General features: G+C 70.6%; 23 protein-coding genes and 1 pseudogene. 12 read left to right on the forward strand and 12 right to left on the reverse strand.

Going from position 1 to position 20936, the window contains the following annotated elements; genetic code table 11:
- Positions 1-43: 43 nt before the first annotated feature.
- From ACQPZA_RS15435 to ACQPZA_RS15450, 4 genes are all read left to right on the forward strand, one after another.
- Positions 44-1486, forward strand: a complete 1443-nt coding sequence (locus tag ACQPZA_RS15435; protein ID WP_169400310.1) for an APC family permease — start codon at positions 44-46, stop codon at positions 1484-1486.
- Positions 1483-2403, forward strand: coding sequence for a universal stress protein (locus ACQPZA_RS15440; protein ID WP_433281672.1), 921 nt, complete (start codon positions 1483-1485; stop codon positions 2401-2403). The genes ACQPZA_RS15435 and ACQPZA_RS15440 overlap by 4 nt, the downstream gene beginning before the upstream one ends.
- A gap of 94 nt (positions 2404-2497) precedes the next feature.
- Positions 2498-3652 (forward strand): sensor histidine kinase, encoded by a 1155-nt coding sequence (locus tag ACQPZA_RS15445; protein ID WP_433281674.1) that lies wholly within the window; start codon positions 2498-2500, stop codon positions 3650-3652.
- The gene (locus ACQPZA_RS15450; RefSeq protein WP_433281676.1) at positions 3622-4311 is read left to right on the forward strand and encodes a response regulator; all 690 of its coding nucleotides are present in this window, start codon (positions 3622-3624) and stop codon (positions 4309-4311) included. Before ACQPZA_RS15445 ends, ACQPZA_RS15450 begins: the two co-directional genes overlap by 31 nt.
- Here ACQPZA_RS15450 and ACQPZA_RS15455 read toward each other — a convergent pair whose 3' ends face one another.
- Positions 4312-4869, reverse strand: a complete 558-nt coding sequence (locus tag ACQPZA_RS15455) for a hypothetical protein (protein ID WP_433281678.1) — start codon at positions 4867-4869, stop codon at positions 4312-4314.
- A 371-nt stretch (positions 4870-5240) separates the two neighbouring features.
- On the opposite strand from ACQPZA_RS15455, the gene ACQPZA_RS15460 reads away from it, so the two are divergent.
- Positions 5241-5780: a manganese efflux pump MntP gene (locus ACQPZA_RS15460; protein WP_169395324.1), complete on the forward strand. Its 540-nt coding sequence runs from the start codon at positions 5241-5243 to the stop codon at positions 5778-5780.
- Between the two features lie 276 nt (positions 5781-6056).
- Positions 6057-7454, forward strand: coding sequence for a DNA-binding protein (locus tag ACQPZA_RS15465; RefSeq protein ID WP_169395325.1), 1398 nt, complete (start codon positions 6057-6059; stop codon positions 7452-7454).
- Between the two features lie 56 nt (positions 7455-7510).
- Here the strand turns inward: ACQPZA_RS15465 and ACQPZA_RS15470 are convergent, their stop codons facing one another.
- From ACQPZA_RS15470 to ACQPZA_RS15515, 10 genes are all read right to left on the reverse strand, one after another.
- Positions 7511-8272 carry a ribonucleotide-diphosphate reductase subunit beta gene (locus tag ACQPZA_RS15470; protein WP_169395326.1) on the reverse strand — a complete coding sequence of 254 codons (762 nt, stop codon included), beginning with the start codon at positions 8270-8272 and terminating at the stop codon, positions 7511-7513.
- The gene (gene rd, locus ACQPZA_RS15475) at positions 8269-8502 is read right to left on the reverse strand and encodes a rubredoxin (RefSeq protein WP_169395327.1); all 234 of its coding nucleotides are present in this window, start codon (positions 8500-8502) and stop codon (positions 8269-8271) included. Before rd ends, ACQPZA_RS15470 begins: the two co-directional genes overlap by 4 nt.
- Before the next feature lie 7 nt (positions 8503-8509).
- Positions 8510-9592, reverse strand: coding sequence for a pyrroloquinoline quinone biosynthesis protein PqqE (gene pqqE, locus ACQPZA_RS15480; protein ID WP_433281682.1), 1083 nt, complete (start codon positions 9590-9592; stop codon positions 8510-8512).
- The gene (gene pqqD / locus ACQPZA_RS15485) at positions 9592-9915 is read right to left on the reverse strand and encodes a pyrroloquinoline quinone biosynthesis peptide chaperone PqqD (RefSeq protein WP_433281684.1); all 324 of its coding nucleotides are present in this window, start codon (positions 9913-9915) and stop codon (positions 9592-9594) included. Before pqqD ends, pqqE begins: the two co-directional genes overlap by 1 nt.
- Positions 9905-10642: a pyrroloquinoline-quinone synthase PqqC gene (gene pqqC, locus ACQPZA_RS15490; protein WP_433281686.1), complete on the reverse strand. Its 738-nt coding sequence runs from the start codon at positions 10640-10642 to the stop codon at positions 9905-9907. Before pqqC ends, pqqD begins: the two co-directional genes overlap by 11 nt.
- 11 nt (positions 10643-10653) lie before the next feature.
- Positions 10654-11544, reverse strand: a complete 891-nt coding sequence (gene pqqB, locus ACQPZA_RS15495) for a pyrroloquinoline quinone biosynthesis protein PqqB (RefSeq protein ID WP_433281688.1) — start codon at positions 11542-11544, stop codon at positions 10654-10656.
- A gap of 110 nt (positions 11545-11654) precedes the next feature.
- Positions 11655-11756 (reverse strand): pyrroloquinoline quinone precursor peptide PqqA, encoded by a 102-nt coding sequence (gene pqqA, locus ACQPZA_RS15500; protein WP_169395332.1) that lies wholly within the window; start codon positions 11754-11756, stop codon positions 11655-11657.
- 59 nt (positions 11757-11815) lie between these two features.
- Entirely contained in the window at positions 11816-13507 is a 1692-nt protein-coding gene (locus ACQPZA_RS15505) for a pyrroloquinoline quinone-dependent dehydrogenase (protein ID WP_169395333.1), read from the reverse strand.
- 16 nt (positions 13508-13523) lie between these two features.
- On the reverse strand, positions 13524-13988 hold the full coding sequence (locus ACQPZA_RS15510) for an MSMEG_3727 family PQQ-associated protein (RefSeq protein WP_169395334.1): 465 nt from the start codon (positions 13986-13988) through the stop codon (positions 13524-13526).
- Positions 13989-14736: 748 nt separating this feature from the next.
- Positions 14737-14988, reverse strand: coding sequence for a hypothetical protein (locus ACQPZA_RS15515; RefSeq protein WP_433281691.1), 252 nt, complete (start codon positions 14986-14988; stop codon positions 14737-14739).
- Positions 14989-15213: 225 nt separating this feature from the next.
- On the opposite strand from ACQPZA_RS15515, the gene ACQPZA_RS15520 reads away from it, so the two are divergent.
- The 5 genes and pseudogenes from ACQPZA_RS15520 to ACQPZA_RS15540 all read left to right on the forward strand — a co-directional run bounded on the left by ACQPZA_RS15520 (position 15214) and on the right by ACQPZA_RS15540 (position 18703).
- The gene (locus ACQPZA_RS15520) at positions 15214-15561 is read left to right on the forward strand and encodes a hypothetical protein (RefSeq protein WP_433281693.1); all 348 of its coding nucleotides are present in this window, start codon (positions 15214-15216) and stop codon (positions 15559-15561) included.
- Entirely contained in the window at positions 15513-16190 is a 678-nt protein-coding gene (locus ACQPZA_RS15525; protein ID WP_433281695.1) for an ABC transporter substrate-binding protein, read from the forward strand. Before ACQPZA_RS15520 ends, ACQPZA_RS15525 begins: the two co-directional genes overlap by 49 nt.
- Positions 16191-16760: 570 nt before the next feature.
- Positions 16761-17552: an IPT/TIG domain-containing protein gene (locus ACQPZA_RS15530; RefSeq protein ID WP_211174005.1), complete on the forward strand. Its 792-nt coding sequence runs from the start codon at positions 16761-16763 to the stop codon at positions 17550-17552.
- A gap of 191 nt (positions 17553-17743) precedes the next feature.
- Positions 17744-17869 (forward strand): annotated as a pseudogene (locus ACQPZA_RS15535) (IPT/TIG domain-containing protein); the annotation flags it as partial.
- A gap of 129 nt (positions 17870-17998) precedes the next feature.
- Positions 17999-18703, forward strand: coding sequence for an IPT/TIG domain-containing protein (locus ACQPZA_RS15540; protein WP_433282825.1), 705 nt, complete (start codon positions 17999-18001; stop codon positions 18701-18703).
- A 179-nt stretch (positions 18704-18882) separates the two neighbouring features.
- Here the strand turns inward: ACQPZA_RS15540 and ACQPZA_RS15545 are convergent, their stop codons facing one another.
- The gene (locus tag ACQPZA_RS15545) at positions 18883-19755 is read right to left on the reverse strand and encodes a helix-turn-helix transcriptional regulator (protein ID WP_433281697.1); all 873 of its coding nucleotides are present in this window, start codon (positions 19753-19755) and stop codon (positions 18883-18885) included.
- 143 nt (positions 19756-19898) lie between these two features.
- On the opposite strand from ACQPZA_RS15545, the gene ACQPZA_RS15550 reads away from it, so the two are divergent.
- Positions 19899-20903, forward strand: a complete 1005-nt coding sequence (locus ACQPZA_RS15550; RefSeq protein WP_433282827.1) for an aldo/keto reductase — start codon at positions 19899-19901, stop codon at positions 20901-20903.
- Positions 20904-20936: the final 33 nt, after the last annotated feature.

Here is a 20936-nt window from a genome sequence, read left to right on the forward strand (position 1 = left end):
AACCGCCCGGGATCGTGGGCAGGCCCCGAACCGAGGAGATGGCATGGCGACGTTGTTGCAGCAGGCCTTCCGTCGCAAGCCGGTGAGAAAGATGGCCGCGGAGAGCGGACTCGACGGCCACGGCGGTGGCCAGCTCGCCCGCAGCATCGGGCTCTTCCAGCTCACCATGATCGGCGTCGGTGCGACGATCGGGACGGGCATCTTCTTCGTGCTGACCGAGGCCGTCCCGGTCGCCGGGCCCGCGGTCGTCTGGTCGTTCGTGATCGCCGGGGTCGTCGCGGGCCTGACCGCGGTCTGTTACGCGGAGCTGGCCAGTGCGGTGCCGGTCTCCGGGTCGTCGTACTCCTACGCCTACGCCACGCTCGGCGAGGTCGTCGCCATGGGGGTGGCGGCATGCCTGCTTCTCGAGTACGGCGTGTCGTCCGCGGCCGTCGCGGTCGGCTGGTCGCAGTACCTCAACCAGCTGCTGGGCAACCTGTTCGGGTTCCGGATCCCCGACGTCCTCTCCCAGTCGCCGGAGGGCGGCGGCGTGCTCAACCTGCCCGCCGTCGTGCTCGTGACGCTGTGCGCGCTGCTGCTCATCCGAGGGGCGAGCGAGTCGGCGACGGTCAACGCGATCATGGTCGTCATCAAGATCGCGGTCCTGGTGATGTTCGTCGTCATCGGCATCACGGGCTGGAACACCGACAACTTCGCCGACTTCGCGCCGTTCGGGGTCACGGGCATCACCGGGGCGGCCGGCATCATCTTCTTCGCCTACATCGGTCTCGATGCCGTGTCGACCGCGGGGGAGGAGGTGAAGAACCCCCGCCGGACGATGCCATTGGCGATCATCCTGGCGCTGGTCACCGTGACGGTCGTCTACGTGGCCGTCGCCCTGGTGGCGGTCGCGGCCCAGCCTCAGGCCGAGTTCGCGGGCCAGGAGGCCGGGCTCTCGGCCATCCTGGAGAACGTGGTCGGCGCCAGCTGGCCGGGCACCGTGCTCGCGGCCGGGGCCATCATCTCGATCTTCAGCGTCACCCTCGTGACGATCTACGGCCAGACCCGCATCCTGTTCGCGATCGGCCGGGACGGCATGCTGCCGCGCTTCTTCCAGAAGGTGAACGCCCGTACCAGCACCCCGGTGAACAACACGATCGTCGTCGCGGTCGCCGTGGCGCTGCTGGCCGGGCTCCTCCCGATCAACTTCCTCGCCGAGATGACGAGCATCGGCACGCTCGTGGCGTTCCTCGTCGTCTCCATCGGTGTGATCATCCTGCGGCGCACCGAACCGGGTCTGCCCCGCGGGTTCCGGGTTCCCGGCTACCCGGTCACGCCGATCCTGTCGATCGCGGGCTGCGTCTGGATCATCGTCGGCCTGCGGCCGATCACCATCGCGGTGTTCGCGATCTGGGTGGCCGTCGTGCTCATCTGGTACTTCACCTACGGCATCCGGCACTCGCGGCTGCGCACGACGACCACCGACACCGTGGGGGACGTGCTGTGACTCTCGTGGTCGGGCTGCCGCGCGACGAGCGCGCCACGGCGGCCATCCACCTCGGCGGCATGCTCGCCCGCTCGCTCGACGAGGACATCGTGGTGTGCACCGTGGTGCCGCCGCCGTGGCCACCCGGCATGGGCCGGGTCGACGCCGAGTACCAGGAGTACCTCGACCGCAGCGCGACCGACGCCATCGACCGGGCACGCGCCCTGATGCCGGCCGACTGCGCCGCCACGTTCGTCGTCGCCGGTGCGCGCTCGACGTCGGCCGGGCTGCTCGAGGTCGCCCACGAGCACGGCGCGCGCCTGCTGGTGCTCGGGTCGTCCACCGCGGGGGTGCTCGGCCGGGTCGCCTTCGGCAGTGTCGCGGACCGGCTGCTGCACAGCTCACCCCTCCCGGTCGTGCTCGGCCCCCGCGGGTTCCGCTGCCGCCCCGACAGCAGGGTGCGCCGGGTGACGGCCGCGTTCGGCGCCACCGAGGGCTCCGCCGAGCTCGTCATCGCGGCTGCTGGGGTCGCGGCGCAGGCCGGCGCCGCCCTGCGCGTCGCGTCCTTCGCCGTGCGCCCGCGCACGCCGCTGACGGCGGGGGTCGGCTCCCGCGCCGAGGAGGCCGTGACGCACGGGTGGGCGGCTGACGCCGAGCAGGCCCAGCACGCCGTCCTGGAGGAGGTCGAGCGGCTGCCGCGCCGCCCGTCCGCGATCGAGTCCGTGGTCGGGTACGGCACCGACTGGGCGGGGGCGATCGAGGAGATCGGGTGGGCCGAGGGGGACCTGCTGGCCGTCGGCTCCAGCACCGCGGGACCGCTCGAGCGCGTGTTCATCGGCTCCCGATCGTCGCGGATCGTCCGGCACTCGCCGGTGCCGGTGGTGGTGGTGCCGCGCGGTGCGGCGCAGGCGCTCGCCGAGCGGGCGGGGCGGGGGTAGCCCGCGTCCGGACGCGGGACCGAGCCCGGATCCGTACGCTCGTCCCGGAGGTCGAGAAGGTCATCCTCCCGGAGGCGGTATGCGGGACCGGCAAGTGACGCGGCCGGACGTGCGCCCGGCCCGGGAGCGCGCCCGGTCCCTCGACCCGTACCTGCGGCCGTTGCTCGTGGTCACGCTCATCGCGGTCACGGCGGTGCAGCTGCCCGGGCGGATGGCGGTGCCGTCGCTCACGATCGCGGTGTTCGTCCTGGTGGCTCTGGCCGCGCTCGGCAGCCTCGTCTCCTGGGCACGGCTCCCGCAGCCCGTGCAGGTCGCCTTCGCCGCCGGGTACGTCCTGCTCGCGGTGGTGCTGCTCCCGCTCGCGCCGGACACGGCCGCTCCGGCGTTCGCCTTCCTCGCCACGGGCGCTGCCGGCTACCTGCTCGCCTCCACCCGCGCGGCGATCGGGGTGGCGGTGCTCGGGTCGCTGGCCGGGGTCGCGGCGGTGGAGGTCACCGACGTCATCGGCCCGCATCTCCTGGGCTGGTCGTGGTGGCTGGGGCTGGCGGTCGGTGCGCCGGTCTACATCGGGATCGCCCGCAGGGAGCGCCGCGGCGCCCTCGCCAGCGCCGAACTGGCCGCGCGCGAGGCCGAACGCGCCGCGGAGTCGGAGGCCCGGGCGGCCGCCTTGGAGGAACGGGCGCGGATCGCGAGGGAGATCCACGACGTCCTCGGTCATTCCCTCTCGGGGATCGCGCTCCAGCTCGACATGGCCGACGCGCTGCGCCACGAGGGTCGCGACGAGGAGGCCGACGTGGCCACTCGCCGCGCCCGCGGGATGGCCGTGGGCAGCATCGCCGAGACCCGACGGGCGATCCACGCCCTCCGGGCGGACACCCTGCCACTCGCCGAGACGCTGCGGCTCATGGCGGCAGGGGAGGGGGCGTCGTTCGAGGTGGTGGGAGATCCCCGCCCGGTGGAGGTCGACACGGCACAGACCGTCGTCCGGGTCGCTCAGGAGGCGCTGACCAACGCGGGCAGGTACGCCCCGGGCGCCGAGCGCACCATCAGACTGGAGTACGCCACCGCGACGGTGTCCCTCACCGTCGCGAACGGGCCCGCGCCGTCCCCCCGCGGTGCCGCGCCGGCCGCCGGCTCCGGAATGGGCCTGGTCGGGATGCGGGAGCGTGCCGCTCTTCTGAGAGGCACGCTGCGTGCCGGTCCCGGCCCGGGGGCCGGATGGACCGTCGGGCTGGAGATCCCGTCGTGACGCTCAGGCTCGTGGTGGTCGACGACCAGGCGGCGGTCCGCGAAGCGCTGGCGATCATGCTCGACCTCGCCCCGGACGTGGACGTCGTCGCCGCCGCGACGAACGGCGAGGAGGCACTGGCCGCGGTTGCGGAACACGCCCCCGACGTGGTCCTGATGGATCTGCACATGCCGGTCATGGGCGGCGTCGAGGCGACGGGACGCATCCGCGGGGAGCACCCGGACGTTGCGGTCGTCGTCCTCACGACCTTCGAGGACGACGAGTCGATCCTCGCGGCGCTGCATGCCGGCGCGAGCGGCTACCTGACGAAGGAAGCGGACCGGGAGGCCATCCTGCAGGCCGTGCGAGCCGCCGGCCACGGGCAGGCGGTGCTCGATCCACAGGTGCAGCGCCGGCTGCTCGCCCTCGCGGGCCGGAACGGTCCGCCCGCTGCCCCGGCCGAGCCGGTGGGTGGCTCCCTGACCCGGCGGGAGCAGGAGGTCCTGCGACTCATCGGCGAGGGGCTGCGCAACCCGGAGATCGCCGCGCGGCTGTTCATCAGCGAGGCGACCGTGAAGACCCACATCAACAACCTGTTCGCGAAGGCGGACCTGCACTCCCGTGCCGACGCCGTCCGCTACGCGCTGACCCTCGTCCCGCCCGGAGGGGCCCGCTCGTAGTCAGACCCTGCCCGGCTGTGCCGCCGCCCGGGACCGGCGGACGTAGCAGGTCGTGAACAGGGCAGGCGCACCGAACGTCACGACCTGGCACACGGCCTTCGCGATCGAGCCGGCATCGGTGACGTCGCACAGCGCGGTGGCGACGGCCGCGGCGGTGAAGCCCGCCGCCCAGACCGAGCTGATCACGACATTGACGTGGCGGAACCGCGGCGTGTGCCAGGACGAGGCCGGGGTCCTCCGGCGGGCGATCCCCAGGGAGAACGGGCGCCGGACAGCCACGGTGACCCACGCGGTGAGCGCGAGCCACGCGGAGGACAGCGCCCCGTCGAAGCCCTGGAGCGGCGAGTGCGGCGCCTCGAACGCGACGGCGCACAGGGCGGTCAGGTAGAGGACCGTGCTCATGTCGAGGATCTGGGCGCCCGGCGCCACCCCCGCCGCGCGGTCCCGCAGGAGCAGGACGGCCCCGGCGCCGGCACCCGCGAGGGCGCCCCACTGCCAGCCCACCGTGGAGACCACGGCGAACACGATCCACGGGATGAAGCCCCGCACGTACGTCATGACCGGTCTCCCTCGCCGAGTGCATCGCGTGTCCGGCCGATTCCCGGCCGCCACGCAAAACGTAGGTCCGTCGGATCGCCGCGTCGTCGGGCGAGCGCCGTAGCCCGGGTGGAGAAACTCTCCACCCGAGCCGCGGTACCGGCATCGGGTGCCGGCCGGCTCGGAACTGTTCGATGCACACCCGGGTCGCCGATCATAATTTCCGCAATAGGGACGAATGTACTTCCCGGTGTGGGGTCCATCGAGTGCGGCGGGCCGACGTGGTTATTGAAGGACTGGCGTCGTCGAACTAGTCTGAGCCGCATGAGGAAACGACACTGTCGTCGGAGCTCGCCCCATCGGTTCAGTGCGCGGCGGAAACTGCCGGCCGCATGATCACCGAGCTTCTGATCCTCAGCTTTGCGCTCAGTCTGGACAATTTCCGGGTGGCGATCGCGCTCGGCACGGTGCCGTTCGGTTTTCGCCGTGCGGTGCAGGTCGCTCTGACGTTCGGGCTGTGGGACGGCGTGATGCCGTTGGTGGGCCTGCTGGTCGGCAACTACGTCGGCGAGACCACCGGTACGGTCGCGGAGTACGTGGGGTCGGCCGCGCTGGGCGGGTACGGTTTGTATCTTCTCATCGGAGCGCTGCGCAAACCTGAACCCGAACAGGTGGACCAGCCGTGGGCACTGTTCGGAATCCCGTTGTCCTTGAGCCTGGACAATCTGCTGGCCGGCGCCGGGCTGGGACTGCTCGGATTCTCTCCCTGGATCTCGGCGACGGTGTTCGGGGTCACCACGGCCCTGATGTCGTTGGTCGGGCTGCAACTCGGTCGAGCCGCGGCCCGGCTCATCCGCATTCGCTCAGATCTGCTGAGTGGTATCGCACTCATCGTCGCGGCCATCGTGCTGCCGATAGCGTTCGGCAACTAGCGCGGGGCATGGCCGGGCGCCGGCCGCGGCGTGGTCCGACCGGCCGTCACGGCCGTGCTGGACCCCGCCCGCATCGGGAACGCGGAGGAACGTGGTCTTCGGCCCCTTTGCAGACCATGGAGGGGCGGGGTACACATGAGGTGGCGCCGGGTGATCACGCGGGACATGCGCCGCGCGGTGCCCGGCAGCGGTCGGCCCGGCGGTGACGAGCGCTCGGCGGCGTGAGCTGGGTGGGTGCTGTGCGGTGTGGGGATGGACCAAAGGCGGTTCTTCAGCATGAGCGATGTGCACCGGCTCGACACCATGTCGGGGAGTCCCGGTAGAAGCACGGTGTTCGCCGCGTGGGAGCGGTTCGTCCAGGGCGAGGATCATGTCCGTGGCGTCCGGCCCGAGGTGGTGGTCTCCTGGCATCGCTGCCGCGAGCAGTACCGGGTCGACCCACACCTGACCGAAGCTCCGCTGGCGGCGGCACACAGCGACCACACGCTCGAACAAGACGTGGTGCTGACCGAGCTGGGCGGGCTTGCGGGTGCCATGGCGCGGGAGGTGGAAGGCCTCAACGGCATCGTGACCGTCGCCGATGCCACCGGCCGGATCCTGGCCACCTGGGGTGACCAGGCCACGGTGGCCAGAGCCGCCGACGCCAACCTCGCCACCTGGTCCTGCTGGTCGGAGGCCGGGGCCGGCACGAACGGCATGGGTACGGCGCTGGAGACGCACGGCCCGGTTCTGATCAGGGGCGCGGAACACTGGTGCCAGGCGTTCCACAGCTGGGCGTGCGCGGCCATCGCCGTGCGTGACGTGGTGACCCGCGAGCCGATCGCGGTGCTCAACATCTCGTGCTGGCGCACCCCGCTGCCCGATGCCACCGGCAGGTGGCTCTCGCATGCGGTCACCCAGACGCAGAGCACGCTGAAGGGGCGCGCCCGGGACAGTGCCGCCGAACTGATCGCCGCATTCGCCCAGGTGAAAGGGCGTGCCACGGCCGCAGTGGCCGCGGTGGACACCGCGGGGAACGTGGTGATCGCCGACGAGCGCGCGAGCGTACTCATGGGCGTGCCCAGCGAGGTGCCGGCGGTCGAGCCCACCATCAGGTGGCGCACCTCCCTGCCGGACCTGATCCGGGTCGCCCAGTACGCGAGCGGGTGTGCCGCCCAGAATCCCGACTGGGTCGGCTCGACACAGATCTTCACCCATCTCGCCGACGAGCCGGTCCCGGTCACCGTCCGGCCGGTGTTCTTCTCGGGGCAGCTGGCCGGGCACCTGATGTTGCTCGGCGCCTCCGGCGATACGCAGCCGCTCCCCACCATGGCGCCCACCCATCCGCCCGCGAGGCCGATGCACCGGGTCGTGGCGCTACGGGAGGACCGGATGGTGCTGCTGCGGCTGCCGGAGGTCTGCTTCGCCGAGTCGGACGGCAACGACGTGTGGCTGTCCACCGAGCAGGGGCGGCTGCGCGCCGCCTCCCCGGGCCTGGACAAGCTCACCAACGAGCTGGCCGACTCCGGGTTCCTGCGGGTGCACCGCCGCTACGTGGTCAACCTCAGTCGCGTCCGGGAGATCGAGCGCGGGTTCAAGGGCGAGCTGTTCCTGGTCATGGACAGCCGGGCCAACGACGTGGTGCCGGTCTCCCGGAGGAACACGCCCGCCGTCCGTGACGCACTGGGGCTCTGACGTCGCGGGACGCCCGTACGGGCCCCGCATCCGGCGTCCCGGGCGCGGGTCATGGGTCACCAGAACTTGATGCCGGCGGCCTTCAGCCGGCGCCGGTGCTGCCGCACGGCGGTCTCGATCGCGGCGGGTGTGATGAGGTCCCCCCACACCTTCGCGGCCGTCTCCCCCTGCTCGAGCAGCATGTCCGCCTCGTCCGGGCCGATATCGGCGCGCTGGACGATGCGCGACCCGAACCCGATGTGCCAGCGCTCGTCCCGCAGGACCAGCTCGCATCCCTTGTGCACACCCGGCAGCTTGACGGACAGGCTTTCGAGCGCCTCGAGCATCGCGTGCTGTCCCGCCAGGAGGACCACGCCCTCGATCACCATGTGGTAGAGCCCGACCGCGGCGGACAGGGAGCCGTGGTTCTCGGCGAGCCGCCCGGCGGTGGCCGGCAGGCGTTCCTCGAACAGGTCGACGAGGTCGCTGCTGACGAGGCTGCGCAGAGCGTCGCGCCGTGCGGCGGGGTCGGCCCCCGGGACGCCGGCGACCTCGGCGGCGACCAGGTCGAAGAAGCGGGCGTGGCGCGCCTCGTCACGGAGCTGGGCGCGGAAGGCCGCCTCCATCGAGCTGTCCGACGCGGCCGCCTGGTAGGCGGCGAGCTCCCCGGACACCGCTGTCTCGGCGATGACGAAGCCCGCGATCAGCCCGAGGACCCTGGCGCTCTCGGCGTCGGTGAGCTGCGGCCAGGCCTCGCGGTCGGCCGAGTAGTCGAGGGCTGTCTCGTCCCACTGCAGCGACTCGGCGAGTGTCACGAAGTGGTCGTATCCGGCGATCACGACTCAAGGCCTCCGTCCTCCGGGAACTCGCCCGGCTCCAGCTCGCGGAAATCCGCTTTCGTGGCACCACAGATGGGACACATCCAGTCGTCAGGGATGTCCTCGAAGGGCGTGCCGGGGTCGATGCCGCTGTCCGGGTCGCCCTCCTCGGGATCGTAGATGAATCCACAGGGGATGCAGACCCATCGCGTGGTCACCGGTTCGGCCTGGGTCCGTCCGCTGACGCTCATGCCGGGCTCAGCCGCGGTGCGGGCGGGCGACCAGCAGCTCGTCCACCGGGCGGGAACCCGCGTTGGCCTTCTCCACCGCCTCGGTCACGAGCCCGTGGTCGGGGGAGAGGTGGCAGACCGGGTCGGTCCGGGTGGCGTCGCCGGTCAGCTGGAACGCCTGGCACCGGCACCCGCCGAAGTCGAGCTCGCGGCGATCGCAGGTGCGGCACGGGTCCTGCATCCAGCCGGTGCCGCGGAACGCGGTGAACATCGGCGACTCGTCCCAGATCGCCGCCAGGGAGTCCTCGCGGACGCTGGCCCGGGGCAGCGGGAGCGTCTGCGCGGCCGGGCAGGGCAGCGCGTCGCCGTTGGGCGCCACGGTGAGCTGGCGCGACGCCCAGCCGCCCATGCACGGCTTCGGGTACTCGCTGTAGTAGTCCGGCAGGACGTGCACGATCTCCATCCGGCCGCCCAGGCGGGCTCGGGCGTCGCGCACGACCTCCTCGGCACGGGCGAGCTGGTCGCGGCTGGGCAGCAGCGCGGCCCGGTTCCGCAACGCCCACCCGTAGTACTGGGTGTTGGCCAGCTCGACGCGGTCGGCATCCAGCTCCTCGACCAGCGCCACGATCTCGGCGATCCGGTCGATGTTCTGCCGGTGCAGCACGACGTTGACGGTCAGCGGCCAGCCGAGGTCCTTCACCACGGCGGCGGCCTTGAGCTTGCGCTCGAACGACGGGATGCCCGCGATCCGGTCCGACGTCGCCGGCTCGTCGGCCTGCACGCTGACCTGCACGTGGTCGAGCCCCGCCGCCCTGAGGGCCTCGGCCCGCGGGCGGGAGAAGCCGATCGCGCTGGTCACCAGGTTGGTGTACATGCCCAGCTCGGCGGCCGTGCGCACCAGGTCCACCAGGTCGCGGCGCAGCAGCGGCTCGCCGCCGGAGAGGTGGCACTGCAGCACGCCCATCTCTGCCGCCTCGGTGAACACGCGCTGCCAGTCCGCCGTGGACAGCTCGTCGTCGTAGGCGGCGAGCTCCAGCGGGTTGGAGCAGTAGGCACAGGCCAGCGGGCAGCGGTAGGTGAGCTCGGCCAGTAGCCCGAAGGGCCTGTCCATCACATCGTCTCCTCGAGGATGACGTGGCGGCGGGCGGCCATGCGGACCAGGAAGTCCCGCACCTCGTCGCCCACCGGTCGCTGGTAGCGGGCACGCAGCTCGTCCACGATCGCGGCGACCGTCCGGGACCCGTCGCACAGGCCGACGACGTCCGCGCCGGTTGCGTTGAGGACGATCACCGACTCCGGTGCGAGCAGGACGTGCTTGCCGCGTGAGCGGTCGAAATGCAGCCGTAGGTGCGGCCCGAGCCGGGGACGGACCGTGTCCGGCAGTGCGGATGGAGGGGCCGGGGCGGCCGGGGTGAGCCCGGTGTCATTCGGCATAGGCCTGGTCGATCGCGTCCATCATGGACCAGAGCACGTCGCACTTGAACGACAGCGCCTCCACGGCGCGGTCCTGCGCGTCGGGGGTCAGGCAGTGCGCGGTGACGACCTCCAGTGCGTGCTCGGAGTCGCGCGGCGCCTGCTCGAGCCGGGCCCGGAAGTAGGCCAGCCCGTCGGGGTCGATCCAGGTGTAGCAGCGCTCGAACGCGGCCAGGCGCTCGGCCATCAGGTCCGGCGCGAACAGCTCGGTCAGCGACGACGCGACCGCGTCCACCCACGGCTTCGTGCGGGCGAACGTCACGTAGGCGTCGACGGCGAACCGCACGCCGGGCACGAGGTGGCGGTGGTCGAGGACCTCCTCGCGGGTCAGCCCGCACGCCTCGCCCAGGCGCAGCCAGGCCTCGATGCCGCCCTCCCCGGCGACGACCCCGTCGTGGTCGACGATGCGGCGGATCCAGCGCCGGCGAACCTCCACGTCAGGGCAGTTGGACAGGATCGCCCCATCCTTGCGGGGGATGTTCTCCTGGTAGTAGAAGCGGTTCGCCACCCAGCCGCGGATCTGGGCGGGGGAGAGCGTTCCCTCGTTCATCCGCACATGGAACGGGTGGGCGCTGTGGTAGCTCTTCGAGTGCGCGCGCAGGCGCTCCAGGAACGCCGTGGTACCCGGGCCCGCCGTCGCGGTCCGTCCGTTCGCCGCTACTCCGTTGCCGTTCGATGTCGTCGTCATCGTCATCGTGCCTAGACCTCCACCTCGAGCCCGTCGTGCGCCACGTCCATGCCGCCCTGGGTGACCAGGCGGCGCTCCGGAGCGTCCTCCAACAGGATCGGATTGGTGTTGTTGATGTGGATGTAGATCTTGCGGTCGATCGGTAGCGGGGACAGCAGCTCGAGGCTGCCCCCGGGGCCGCCGATCGCGAGGTGCCCCATGTCGCGTGCGGTCTTCTGAGCCAGCCCGAGGCGGATCAGCTCGTCGTCGTGCCAGGTGGTGCCGTCGATGAACAGGCAGTCGATCCCGTCGAGCTCGTCGCGCACGGCCGGCGTCAGCTCCTGCACACCCGGCAGGTACACCGCCGCACGTCCGGTGGTCTCGTCGGTCAGGCGGTAGCCCACCACCCGCCCCTGGTCGTTCCCGGTGCCGAACCGGTCGTGCTTGGCCGTGGGGACGTCGAACGCCCGGTAGGAGATCCCGCCGAGCGACACCTCCCGTCCCGGGAGGACCGGGTGCCAGTCGACGGGGCAGAAGCGCTCCAGCGTGTTCAGGAACCCGGTGCCATCGCGCAGCGTCGCGTGCGTCGCGGCCGTCGCGTGCAGCTGGATGCCGCGCCCTTCGCGCAGCAGCAGCAGGCCCAGGGTGTGGTCGATCTCGGCGTCGGTGAGCAGCACCGCCTGAAGCGGCGTCACCCGCCCGTCGCCGGGATGCATGCCGGGGAACGCCTCGAACTGGGTCCGGATGTCGGGGGAGGCGTTGAACAGGAACCAGCGCCGCCCGTCCGGGCTCGCCGCGATCGACGACTGGGTGCGCGCCCGGGCCGGCCGGGACCCGTCACGGACCGCGCCGCACGTCGGGCAGCTGCAGTTCCACTGCGGGTACCCGCCCCCGGCCGCCGATCCCAGCACTCGCAGCCTCATCCCGCGTCCTCCTCCTTCGCGCGCCGTGGCGCGTGTCGTGCGTCCGAACGGGAGGAGGGGCGCCGGACCCGTCCGGTGCCCCTCCTCCGTCCTCGTACCCGTGCGTCGGCTCAGGCCTCCGAGCGGGCGATGTACATGGTCACCTCCGGGGCACACCCGATCTCTTCGAACTCGGGTGCCTCCCACTCGAGCTGGGTGATGGTGGACTCCATGCCGTCACCTCCTTTCTCCGTTGCTTCGCCGCGTGTGCGCGGTATTGCCGGGGTGTCTGTCAGTCCTCGGGCAGGGCGAAGACGAACAGCGCGTCGCCCGCGTTGGCGCCGAGGAATCCGGGGAAGAAGCCCTCGACCCAGCCACCCCAGCCGGTGGGCACCGCGATGTACTGGCGGCCGTCCACGCTGTACGGGGTGGGGCTGCTGTGGTGCCCGCTCCCGCACTGGAACGACCACAGCTTCTCACCGGTCTCGGCGTCCAGGGCGACGAAATCACCCGTCGGCGTGCCCTGGAACACCAGCCCGCCCGCCGTGGCCAGCGTCGAGGCGCACATCGGGTACTCGTTGCGCCAGCGCCACTTCTCCTCGCCGGTCAGCGGGTCGATGGCGGCCACGTACCCGTAGAAGTCCTCGAGGTCCACGGCCACGCCCGCGCCCCAGTACGGGATGCTCTCCTTGAACTCGCGGCGCCGGCGGGTGGCCGTCGCCCCGACTTCCTGGACCGGCACGTAGATCAGCCCGGTCTGGGGGCTGTAGGACATGTGCGTCCATTCCTTGCCCCCGGCGGGCCCCGGCCAGAAGTGCACCGGCTCGCCCTCCTTGTCCGGATACACCTTGGGGGTGACCTTCCCGTCGGGGGTGATCTCCCCCCAGGTGATCCGGTCCACGAAGGGGAACACCCGGACCAGCTCGCCATTGGTCCGGTCGAGGACGAAGAAGTACCCGTTCTTGTCCGCGTGCGCGAGCAGCTTGCGCCCGTCGGGGGCGTCGAACAGGAGGTTCTCCATCGTGGAGTCGTAGTCCCACAGGTCGTGCGGGGTGAACTGGTAGTGCCAGCGGATCTCGCCGGTGTTCACGTCCACCGCGACGACGCTGTCGGTGTAGAGGTTGTCGCCTTCGCGGACTCCGCCGTCGAAGTCGGGCGCCGGGTTGCCCGTCCCCTGGAAGAGGAGTTCCTGCTCCGGGTCGTAGGTGGGGGTGACCCAGCAGTTCCCACCGCCGCGCTGCCACGCCTCGCCGTCGGCCGGCCAGGTCTCGGACCCGGGCTCGCCGGGCTTGGGGATCATGTAGCAGCGCCAGCGGCGCTCCCCGGTCTGGGCGTCGAACGCGTCGAGGTGCCCGCGGACCCCGAACTCCCCGCCGGAGCTCCCGATGATGACCATGTCCTTCACCAGCAGCGGCGCGACGGTACCGCTCTCCCCGGCGCGCACGTCGCCGTTGACGACGTCGAAGACGATCTCGCCGTTCGTCGCGTCGAGGGCGATGAGGTGTGCGTTGAGGGTGCAGAGGTACACCTTCCCGTGCCCCACGGCCACGCCGCGGTTCACGTTCCCGCAGCACAGCGAGACGTCGTACGGGGAGGGGTACTTGAACCGCCAGAGCTCTTCGCCGGTCGTCGCGTCGATGGCCCAGACCTTGCCTTCCGGGCCCGAGACGTACATGACCCCGTCCACGACGAGCGGGGAGGCCTCGAACGAGTAGGTCGACGCGCCGGAGTGCATGCCGGTCGCGCCGGCCTGGAACACCCACGCGGGCGTCAGGCGCCGGACGTTCTCCTTGTTGATCTGGTCCAGCGTGCTGTAGCGCTGGCCGTCATAGGTGCCGTAGTAGGTGAGCCAGTTGTGTGGCTCCGAGCCCGCTTCGAGAATGCGCTCGTAGTTGACGTTCTCGGTTACCTGCGGCGCACTTCCCTTCACGGCGCTGAGTGAGGTGAGGCGGACGGCTTGACCTGCGTCGACGTAGTCGGTCATCACCTGCTCCTTTCTGCTACGGGCGCGGCTGGGCGGGACGGTCGAGCTTGGCCTCGGCTGGAACTTCCCCGCCGATGACGATCGCCCCGGTCAGGCCGCGGCCCTCGTCGTTACCGGTTGTGGAGCCGTACCAGTAGGTGCCCGGGCCCGGCAGGTTGAGCGTGGCTGTCCCCTTGGAATGGTTGACCAGCCAGATGATCAGGTGGTCCCCGATGGTGGGCAGCACCGCGCAGTGGGTGTTCTTGTCGTCGTTGATGAGGGTGAGCTCGAGCTCGCCGCCGTGGGGCAGGATGATGATCGCGGGGTCCCAGACCAGCTCGTCCTCAGGGATCCGGATGGTGGCGCGCATTCGGCCGTCAGAATCCTCCTCGGCGTGTCCGATGTTCCCCGTCCCCAGTTGCCGGCCCAGGGCGAGCCTGTTCTGCACGGCCAGGCCGGCCTCGTCCAACTGCTCTGATCGCTCGTTCGAAGTAGTCGTCATTGAGTACCCTTCTCCGTCGGCTTGTGGACACCGATACGAAATGATCTCGCAGAACGCCCTTATGGCTTATCTGGTACGGCTTTGCCGGAGTCGGGCAGGTCACTGTTCGCTCCGGCCGGCCCGATCCGCTCCAGCAGGTGCGGGCCTCGTCATCGATCTCAGCGGGGAGTATCGAGGGGTCCCGGGCCGGCTGGCCGAGTGAAATGCGGTCGAGCTCTACGACTACCGTAGCTCTGTGCGTTGTCCGCGTCGTCCACAATTGGTTCGGTGACGGCGTCCGAAATGTACTCCCACTGCAACTCCGTTGTTCAGTGTGGTATCTCGTACGTGGCTCTACTGCCGATCCAGTGCGCCCGCTGGTCGGGCCCCTGGCCTGCGTGGGAGCGGCTCCGCAATGGAAACCTGCTCAGGGCCACACTCTTTGCGTAAATGTGAGACGAGAAGTACCGTACTCGCTCCAGGATTAGCCCGGCAAGAGTGGCCGCCGAGTTGTGCGACCCGGCCCCGTTCGTTGGCGAAGAGCTACCGTTCGTAGGAGCTTCTGCCCCGTTGGCGGTCGATCGGCCACACCTGGATCACGCCGCGATCACGCCGCGACTGCCCGAGCGGTGGCCGTGAGCGGGGCGCCGCGCATGCCGCGACCTCAGGAATACCGGCCGCCGGTCACCGATCCTCGGACAGTCTCGGGCGAACGGTCTCGGCGCCGGTCTTCAGGGTGCGTCGGGACACGGCGGGGGAGTGACCGCTCTCAGTCCGCGGGAGCCGCCGCGCCGGTCTCGTCGCCGGGGTAGGCCAACTCGATCGCCTCCTCGGGCACGCCGAGCGCGGTGTGCAGGATGCTGCGCATGATCGGCTTGGGGACCAGGCAGTCCGCACACGCCTCCGGGCCCGCGCTGATCCGCACCTGCACGCCGGGCCCGTGCGGGCGGACCTCCATGGCGTAGTCGTCGGCGGCGAGCGTGGCGCGCAGTCCGGCGAGGGCGGTGTCGTCGATCGTCACGAGGCCGTCCCTCCTGGTGGGCCCGCACCGTCGGGCGGGCCGAAGGTAACGGCGAGCGGGCCGCTGCGGCTACGCGCCTTCCGTGCCGTGGAAGCGCGGCCCGCCCCGCGACATCTGGCGTAGCGACGGGGAGCCGTCGGTACGGTTCCCCGGCGGTCACCGCGTCCTAGCTCTGCGCAGCGGCACATCGACCCCGCCTCGCCCGCCGGGGCCTACGCGCGGCAGATGCGGCAGATGCGGGCGGTCGACCCGCTCACGGTGGAGTTCACACTGACGGCCCCGCTCGGCGACTTCCCGGTGGTCTTCGCGCAACCGCTCTTCGCGGGCACGCTCGGCATGATCATCTCGCCTGCGGCCCTGCAGCAGTACGGCGCCGACGTGGGCAACCACCCCGTCGGCGCCGGACCGTTCAGGGTCACGAGCTGGCTGCGCGCAACGAGCTCGTCCGCGCGAACGCCAACCCCGCCTTCACACGGCCCGGGCAGCGGCGGCTTCTTCTTCTACTTCAACTTCGCGAGAGCCCCGTGCGACGACCGCGGATGCGCGAGGCGGCCGTGCGGGCCATCGACCTGAACGCGCTCGCGGCGAGCCAGTACAGCAACCAGCTCGTCGGCTCCGACAGCCTCTTCGAGGCCCAGAGCCCCTACCACGACCGGGCGGCGTCGGACGCGTGGCCGAAGCACGACGTCGAGCAGGCGAGACAGCTCGTCCAGGACTACGTCGCCGACGGCGGGAACCCGCACCTCTCCTTCAAGACCAGCCGCAGCGAGGTCTCGCTCGGCGAGTTCGTCCAGGCGCAGCTCGCGGCCGTCGGGATGACCGTCGACGTGCAGTACTACGACCTCGCCGAGTTCTCCTCCAAGGTGCTGCAGGGCGGCGACTTCGAGCTCACCAGCACCGTCAACGCGTTCGACTACCCGTACCCGGGCGCGTCCCGGCTGCTGCGGACAGGTGCAGCCATCAACTTCGGCAAGTACTCGAACCCGCAGGTCGACCGCCTGCTCGACGACGCCGCGGCGACGAGTGACGCCGTGTCGCGGACGTCGGACTACCAGCAGGTTGAGCTACTCGTGAACCAGGACATCGCGTTCCTCTGGCTCAGCCGCAGCTATCTTTCGACCATCACGAAGCCCGACGTGAAGGGGATCGACCGGTACATCACGCGGGACATCTTCTACGCGACGACCTGGCTGGACCGCTGAACCACCCCGAGCGACCGCCCGGACGAGCAACACGAGGAGTGCCGGCCCGACGACGGTGATCCCCGCGCCGGCCGGAAAACAGGCGTAGCTGGTGGCGCGGGGTACCGTGTTCGGCCGTTTCGCGGCGAGATGGCGATACGTCGCGTTTCGCATTGTTGTCAGGCGCCGTCTCTTCCGGCGGCGCCCATGGACTCGTCGGGGTAAAAGGCGCCCGGCTTCTTCGGAAATCGAGACCACTCGCGTCGTGCGTTGGTTTCAGGTGTTCATCGGGTCGCCCGGAAATGCCGGCGGCCGGCATTTGGATAAACTCCTGGCGCTGCCATTACCCAGCGTAATGAAGTCGGTGTTTCGTTTTGCAATGCGGCAGGACGATCGCCACGGCCGGCCTCGTATGGCCGAAGATCTCTGACGTTGCGTGGCGGGTTCGCGCGCCGCTGGGCCGTGCAGATGAACTACACGCCTGTTGATCTGTCTGTCGGAGTAACCCGGTAGAGTGGCGAATGTTCGCAGCGGGACTGCCAATGTCAGAGCCGGATCACCGCAATTCACTAGTCATTCGGTGGCTTTCCCATGCGCGACGCAACCCTTTCCCCGTGTGTTTTGAGTGAGGATGATCCTGTCATGCCTATTTCCCCCAACCAGGGCTCCAGCGCCGGCGGCACGGCCGTGACGATCACCGGTACCGGTCTCGCCAACGCGAGTGCGGTCCGTTTCGGTACGAGGCCGGGGACGATCACGGCGAACACCCCGACCTCGGTCAGCGTGACCAGCCCAGCCGGACATGGTGCCGTGGGTGTCACCGTTTCCACCCCGGGCGGCACCAGCAACCCGCTGTCCTACTTCTATCTGGAGCCGCCGACAAAGTTCAGTCTCAGTTCCGTCCAAGGTTCCACGGCCGGAGGTGAGACGGTCACCGTCAACGGCTCCAACCTGAACAACGCGACCGGGGTCGCTTTCGGGGCCAACGCCGGCACGGTCACCAGCTCCAACGCCGGCTCGATCGTCGCGACGGTCCCTGCTGGGGCCGCCGGCTCGGTGGGGGTCACGGTGACCACCCCGGCAGGCAGCACGAACGGCCTGTTCTACGAGTACGTGGCCGCACCGGGCGTCACGGCGATCGTCCCGGCCGAAGGACCGACCACGGGCGGCACCGCCACCACCATCACCGGCACTGATCTGACCGGCACGACCGAGGTCACGTTCGACGGCGTACCGGCCAGCTTCGTCGTCGTCTCGCCCACGGAGATGAGCGCGGTCACGCCGGCCGGAGCTGCCGGCACCGCGGACGTGGTGGTGACGGGCGCGGGTGGCACCGACACCCTGACCGCCGGCTACACCTATCTCGCCGGGCCTGGGATCTGAGGCATCCCATGGGACCCGGGGGGCGCCGCGAGCTCGCGGCGCCCCCCGGGTCCGTGGGCACATCGAGGAAGGAAGGGCATCATGACCACCGAAATGCCGGCCTCTTCCGGCGCCGCTAGTTCAGAAGGGCCGTCGTGCCTACGCTGACCAGCCTCAACCCGGCAGTCGGATCGACTGTCGGTGGCACGGTCGTGACGATCACCGGTACCGGGTTGACGGGATCCAGTGCAGTGACCTTCGGCGGCACACCGGCCACGTCGTTCACAGTGATCTCCGCGACCCAGGTCACCGCCACGGCACCAGCGCACGCGGCGGGTAACGCGCTGGTCACCGTCACCGGGCCCACCGGGGTCAGCAACCCGTTGAACTTCGTGTACCAGGCCCCCGTGACGCCGGTGGTCACCACCGTCAGTCCGTCGTCCGGGCCGACTCCCGGTGGCACGGTCGTGACGATCACCGGTACCGGGTTCACGGGGGTCACCGCAGTGACCTTCGGCGGCGCACCGGCCGCGTCGTTCACGGTGAACTCCGCGACCCAGATCACCGCGACGACACCGGTGCACGCCGCCGGCGCGGCTCCCGTCGTCGTCACCAAGCCCGGCGCGAACAGCAGCAACGCTGATGTGGCGTTCTTCTACGTCAACTCAGCTGCGATCACGAGCCTGACTCCCGACCAGGGGCCCACGTCAGGGGGCACGGTCGTGACGATCACCGGTACCGGGTTCACGGGAGCCAGCGCGGTGAGCTTCGGTGGCACGCCTGGCACGGCGTTCACGGTGAACTCCGACTCCCAGATCACCGCCACCGCACCGGCACATGCAGCGGGCACGGCCCAGGTCGTCGTCACCGCGCCCGGTGGCCCGAGCTCCGCAGCCGACTACCTCTACGTCGCGGCTCCCGTGATCACCTCGGTGGTGCCTGATGAGGGGCCGGCAACAGGCGGAACCTCGGTGACGATCAGCGGCTCCGGCTTGACCTTCACCAGCGCGGTGAGTTTCGGGGTCAACCCCGCTCCGTTCACGGTGGTGTCCCCCACCCAGGTGGTCGCGACGGCCCCGGCGGGTGCCGGCACGGTGCAGGTCACTCTCACCACGCCGGGCGGTACCAGCAACGGGCTTCCCTACGACTACATCCCGGCACCGGAGATCTGAGCGTCAGGCGGCGTCGCCGGGGCGACGACCATTACGTCTGACCCGCGCATCCGCACCCGCGGACCAGCGGCCGCTCCCCGTGACCCTCGGTCGGCCTCCGCCCCCGCGGACGGAGGCCGACCGGGGAGAGTGGCTCAGATCGCCGCGTGGGTGTCGGTACTGGCGATCGTGCGCGCGGATCATCGACTGTGACGGGCCTCGGCAGCTTCTTCCACCGTCATGTCCTGGGTGCCGATGACGGAGAGAAGCTCCAGCTGGGCGGCGCCTTTGGTGCCGGGCGGAGCGGTGAACCACAGCAGGCGCTGGTGTCCGTCCTCGCTGAACAGGCTGTGGCAGTCCACCTCGATGACGCCCAGCGCGGGGTGGACGATGCGTTTGTGGTCGGCCCGCCGAAGGGCGACGTCACGCGTCTCCCACAGCGTCGCGAACTCCTGGCTGCGCCGTCGTAGGGCGGCCACCATCCGGTTCGCCTCCGTGTCCCGGGCCTGGCGGGCGGCGACGGCGCGCAGGTCGGCGACGAAGACGCGCGAGTGGTGGTCGTGGTCCTCGGGCGGATGCAGCGCGCGGACGTCGGGATCGGTGAACCAGCGGTAGACGAAGCTGGTCGCTGGACCCCGTGCCACTGGCTGACGGCCGAGAAGGGCGACGGCCGACGGGTTCTGCACGAGTACCTCGTGCAGGTCGGTGATGACCTGGGCGGGGGTGGTGGTGAGCCGGTCCAGCAGGCTGAGCATCGCCGGCTGGACGTGCGCGGCCGGGCCGCGGGCCGTCGGCGGGTTCGGCCGGTTGGCGAGGTGGAACAGATGGTCGCGTTCGTCGCCGTTCAGTCGCAGCGCCCGGGCGAGCGAAGCCAGGACCTGGGCCGAGGGCTGCGCGCTGCGGCCGCGTTCCAGCTCGGTGTAGTAGTCGGCGGACAGCCCGGCGAGCTGGGCGACCTCCTCGCGCCGTAAGCCGGGGACCCGGCGCCGGGGACCCGTGGGCAGACCGACCTCGGCCGGCCGGATCCGGTCGCGCCGGGACCTCAGGAATGCGGCGAGTTCCGGCTCGTTCACGTTCTCCATCGTCACCGATCCCGGTCGGCTGAGCCAGGGGACGGCAACCCCCGGGTAGACGCAGCCATGGCTGGCCCGGAAACACGGGCCCACGCTGACGACGCAACGAGGACGACACGTCAAGGAGAACCACAGTGCCCACCATCGGTACCCGCCGGCTCGGCGCGCACGGACCCCAGGTCTCGGCCATCGGCCTGGGCGCACTGGGCATGTCCGACCTCTACGGACCCGCTGACGAGCGGGAGAGCATCGCGACCCTGCACGCCGCGATCGACGCGGGCGTCACGCTCATCGACACCGGTGACTTCTACGGCTCCGGCCACAACGAGATGCTGATCGGTCGCGCCCTGAAGGAGCGCCGCCGCGAGGACGTCGTGATCAGCGTGAAGTTCGGGTCGTGGCGCACGCCCGACGGCGCTTTCCAACCCGTGCCTTCCGACGTCTCGCCCGCTGCGGTGAAAGACCGCCTGGCGTACTCGCTGCGTCGCCTGGGGACCGACTACATCGACATCTACCGCCCCACCCGGCTGAATCCGCAGGTCCCGATCGAGGACACGGTGGGCGCGATGCTGGAAATGCGAGACGCCGGATACATCCGGCGTCTCGGCCTGTCGGAGGTCGGACCGGACACGATCCGCCGCGCTGCCGCGGTCGCCCCGATCAGCGATCTGCAGATCGAGTACTCGCTTCTGTCGCGTGGCCCGGAGAAGGCCATCATCCCGACGCTGCGCGAGCTCGGTATCGGCATGACCGCCTACGGAGTGCTGTCCCGCGGCCTGCTCAGCGGCCACTGGGACCCCGACCGGAAGCTGACCGGCGGCGATTTCCGGGCGCAGAGCCCCCGCTTCCAGGACGGAAACCTCGAGGCGAACCTGCGCCTGGTCGGTGCCCTCACGCGCGTCGCCGAGCGCATCGGGGCCACGACGAGCCAGGTCGCCATCGCCTGGGTCGCAGCCCAGGGCGAGGACATCGTCCCGCTCGTCGGCGCCCGCCGTCGCGACCGGCTGGCCGAGTCCCTCGCCGCAGCGGCCCTTGATCTCGACGAGGAGACGCTCGCCGAGATCGAGGCGGCGGTGCCGGCGGACGCCGCGGCCGGTGAGCGGTACGCGGCCTCGCAGATGGCCATCCTGGACAGTGAGAAGTCCTGACGATGCGCGCGGATCATCTGCCTTGGAGCTCCC

It is taken from the genome of Pseudonocardia xinjiangensis (assembly GCF_050948425.1).
Lineage (GTDB): Bacteria > Actinomycetota > Actinomycetes > Mycobacteriales > Pseudonocardiaceae > Pseudonocardia > Pseudonocardia xinjiangensis.

Excerpts from the sequence above, each read along its gene's own strand:
- ACQPZA_RS15520 (WP_433281693.1), top strand. The coding sequence starts at position 15,214 with ATGCGGCAGATGCGGGCGGTCGACCCGCTCACGGTGGAGTTCACACTG.
- pqqB (WP_433281688.1), bottom strand. The coding sequence starts at position 11,544 with ATGAGGCTGCGAGTGCTGGGATCGGCGGCCGGGGGCGGGTACCCGCAG.
- ACQPZA_RS15460 (WP_169395324.1), top strand. The coding sequence starts at position 5,241 with ATGATCACCGAGCTTCTGATCCTCAGCTTTGCGCTCAGTCTGGACAAT.
- ACQPZA_RS15465 (WP_169395325.1), top strand. The coding sequence starts at position 6,057 with ATGAGCGATGTGCACCGGCTCGACACCATGTCGGGGAGTCCCGGTAGA.
- ACQPZA_RS15510 (WP_169395334.1), bottom strand. The coding sequence starts at position 13,988 with ATGACGACTACTTCGAACGAGCGATCAGAGCAGTTGGACGAGGCCGGC.
- ACQPZA_RS15450 (WP_433281676.1), top strand. The coding sequence starts at position 3,622 with ATGGACCGTCGGGCTGGAGATCCCGTCGTGACGCTCAGGCTCGTGGTG.
- pqqD (WP_433281684.1), bottom strand. The coding sequence starts at position 9,915 with ATGCCGAATGACACCGGGCTCACCCCGGCCGCCCCGGCCCCTCCATCC.
- ACQPZA_RS15530 (WP_211174005.1), top strand. The coding sequence starts at position 16,761 with ATGCGCGACGCAACCCTTTCCCCGTGTGTTTTGAGTGAGGATGATCCT.
- pqqA (WP_169395332.1), bottom strand. The coding sequence starts at position 11,756 with ATGGAGTCCACCATCACCCAGCTCGAGTGGGAGGCACCCGAGTTCGAA.
- ACQPZA_RS15505 (WP_169395333.1), bottom strand. The coding sequence starts at position 13,507 with ATGACCGACTACGTCGACGCAGGTCAAGCCGTCCGCCTCACCTCACTC.
- pqqC (WP_433281686.1), bottom strand. The coding sequence starts at position 10,642 with ATGACGACGACATCGAACGGCAACGGAGTAGCGGCGAACGGACGGACC.
- pqqE (WP_433281682.1), bottom strand. The coding sequence starts at position 9,592 with ATGGACAGGCCCTTCGGGCTACTGGCCGAGCTCACCTACCGCTGCCCG.
- ACQPZA_RS15435 (WP_169400310.1), top strand. The coding sequence starts at position 44 with ATGGCGACGTTGTTGCAGCAGGCCTTCCGTCGCAAGCCGGTGAGAAAG.
- ACQPZA_RS15455 (WP_433281678.1), bottom strand. The coding sequence starts at position 4,869 with ATGACGTACGTGCGGGGCTTCATCCCGTGGATCGTGTTCGCCGTGGTC.
- rd (WP_169395327.1), bottom strand. The coding sequence starts at position 8,502 with ATGAGCGTCAGCGGACGGACCCAGGCCGAACCGGTGACCACGCGATGG.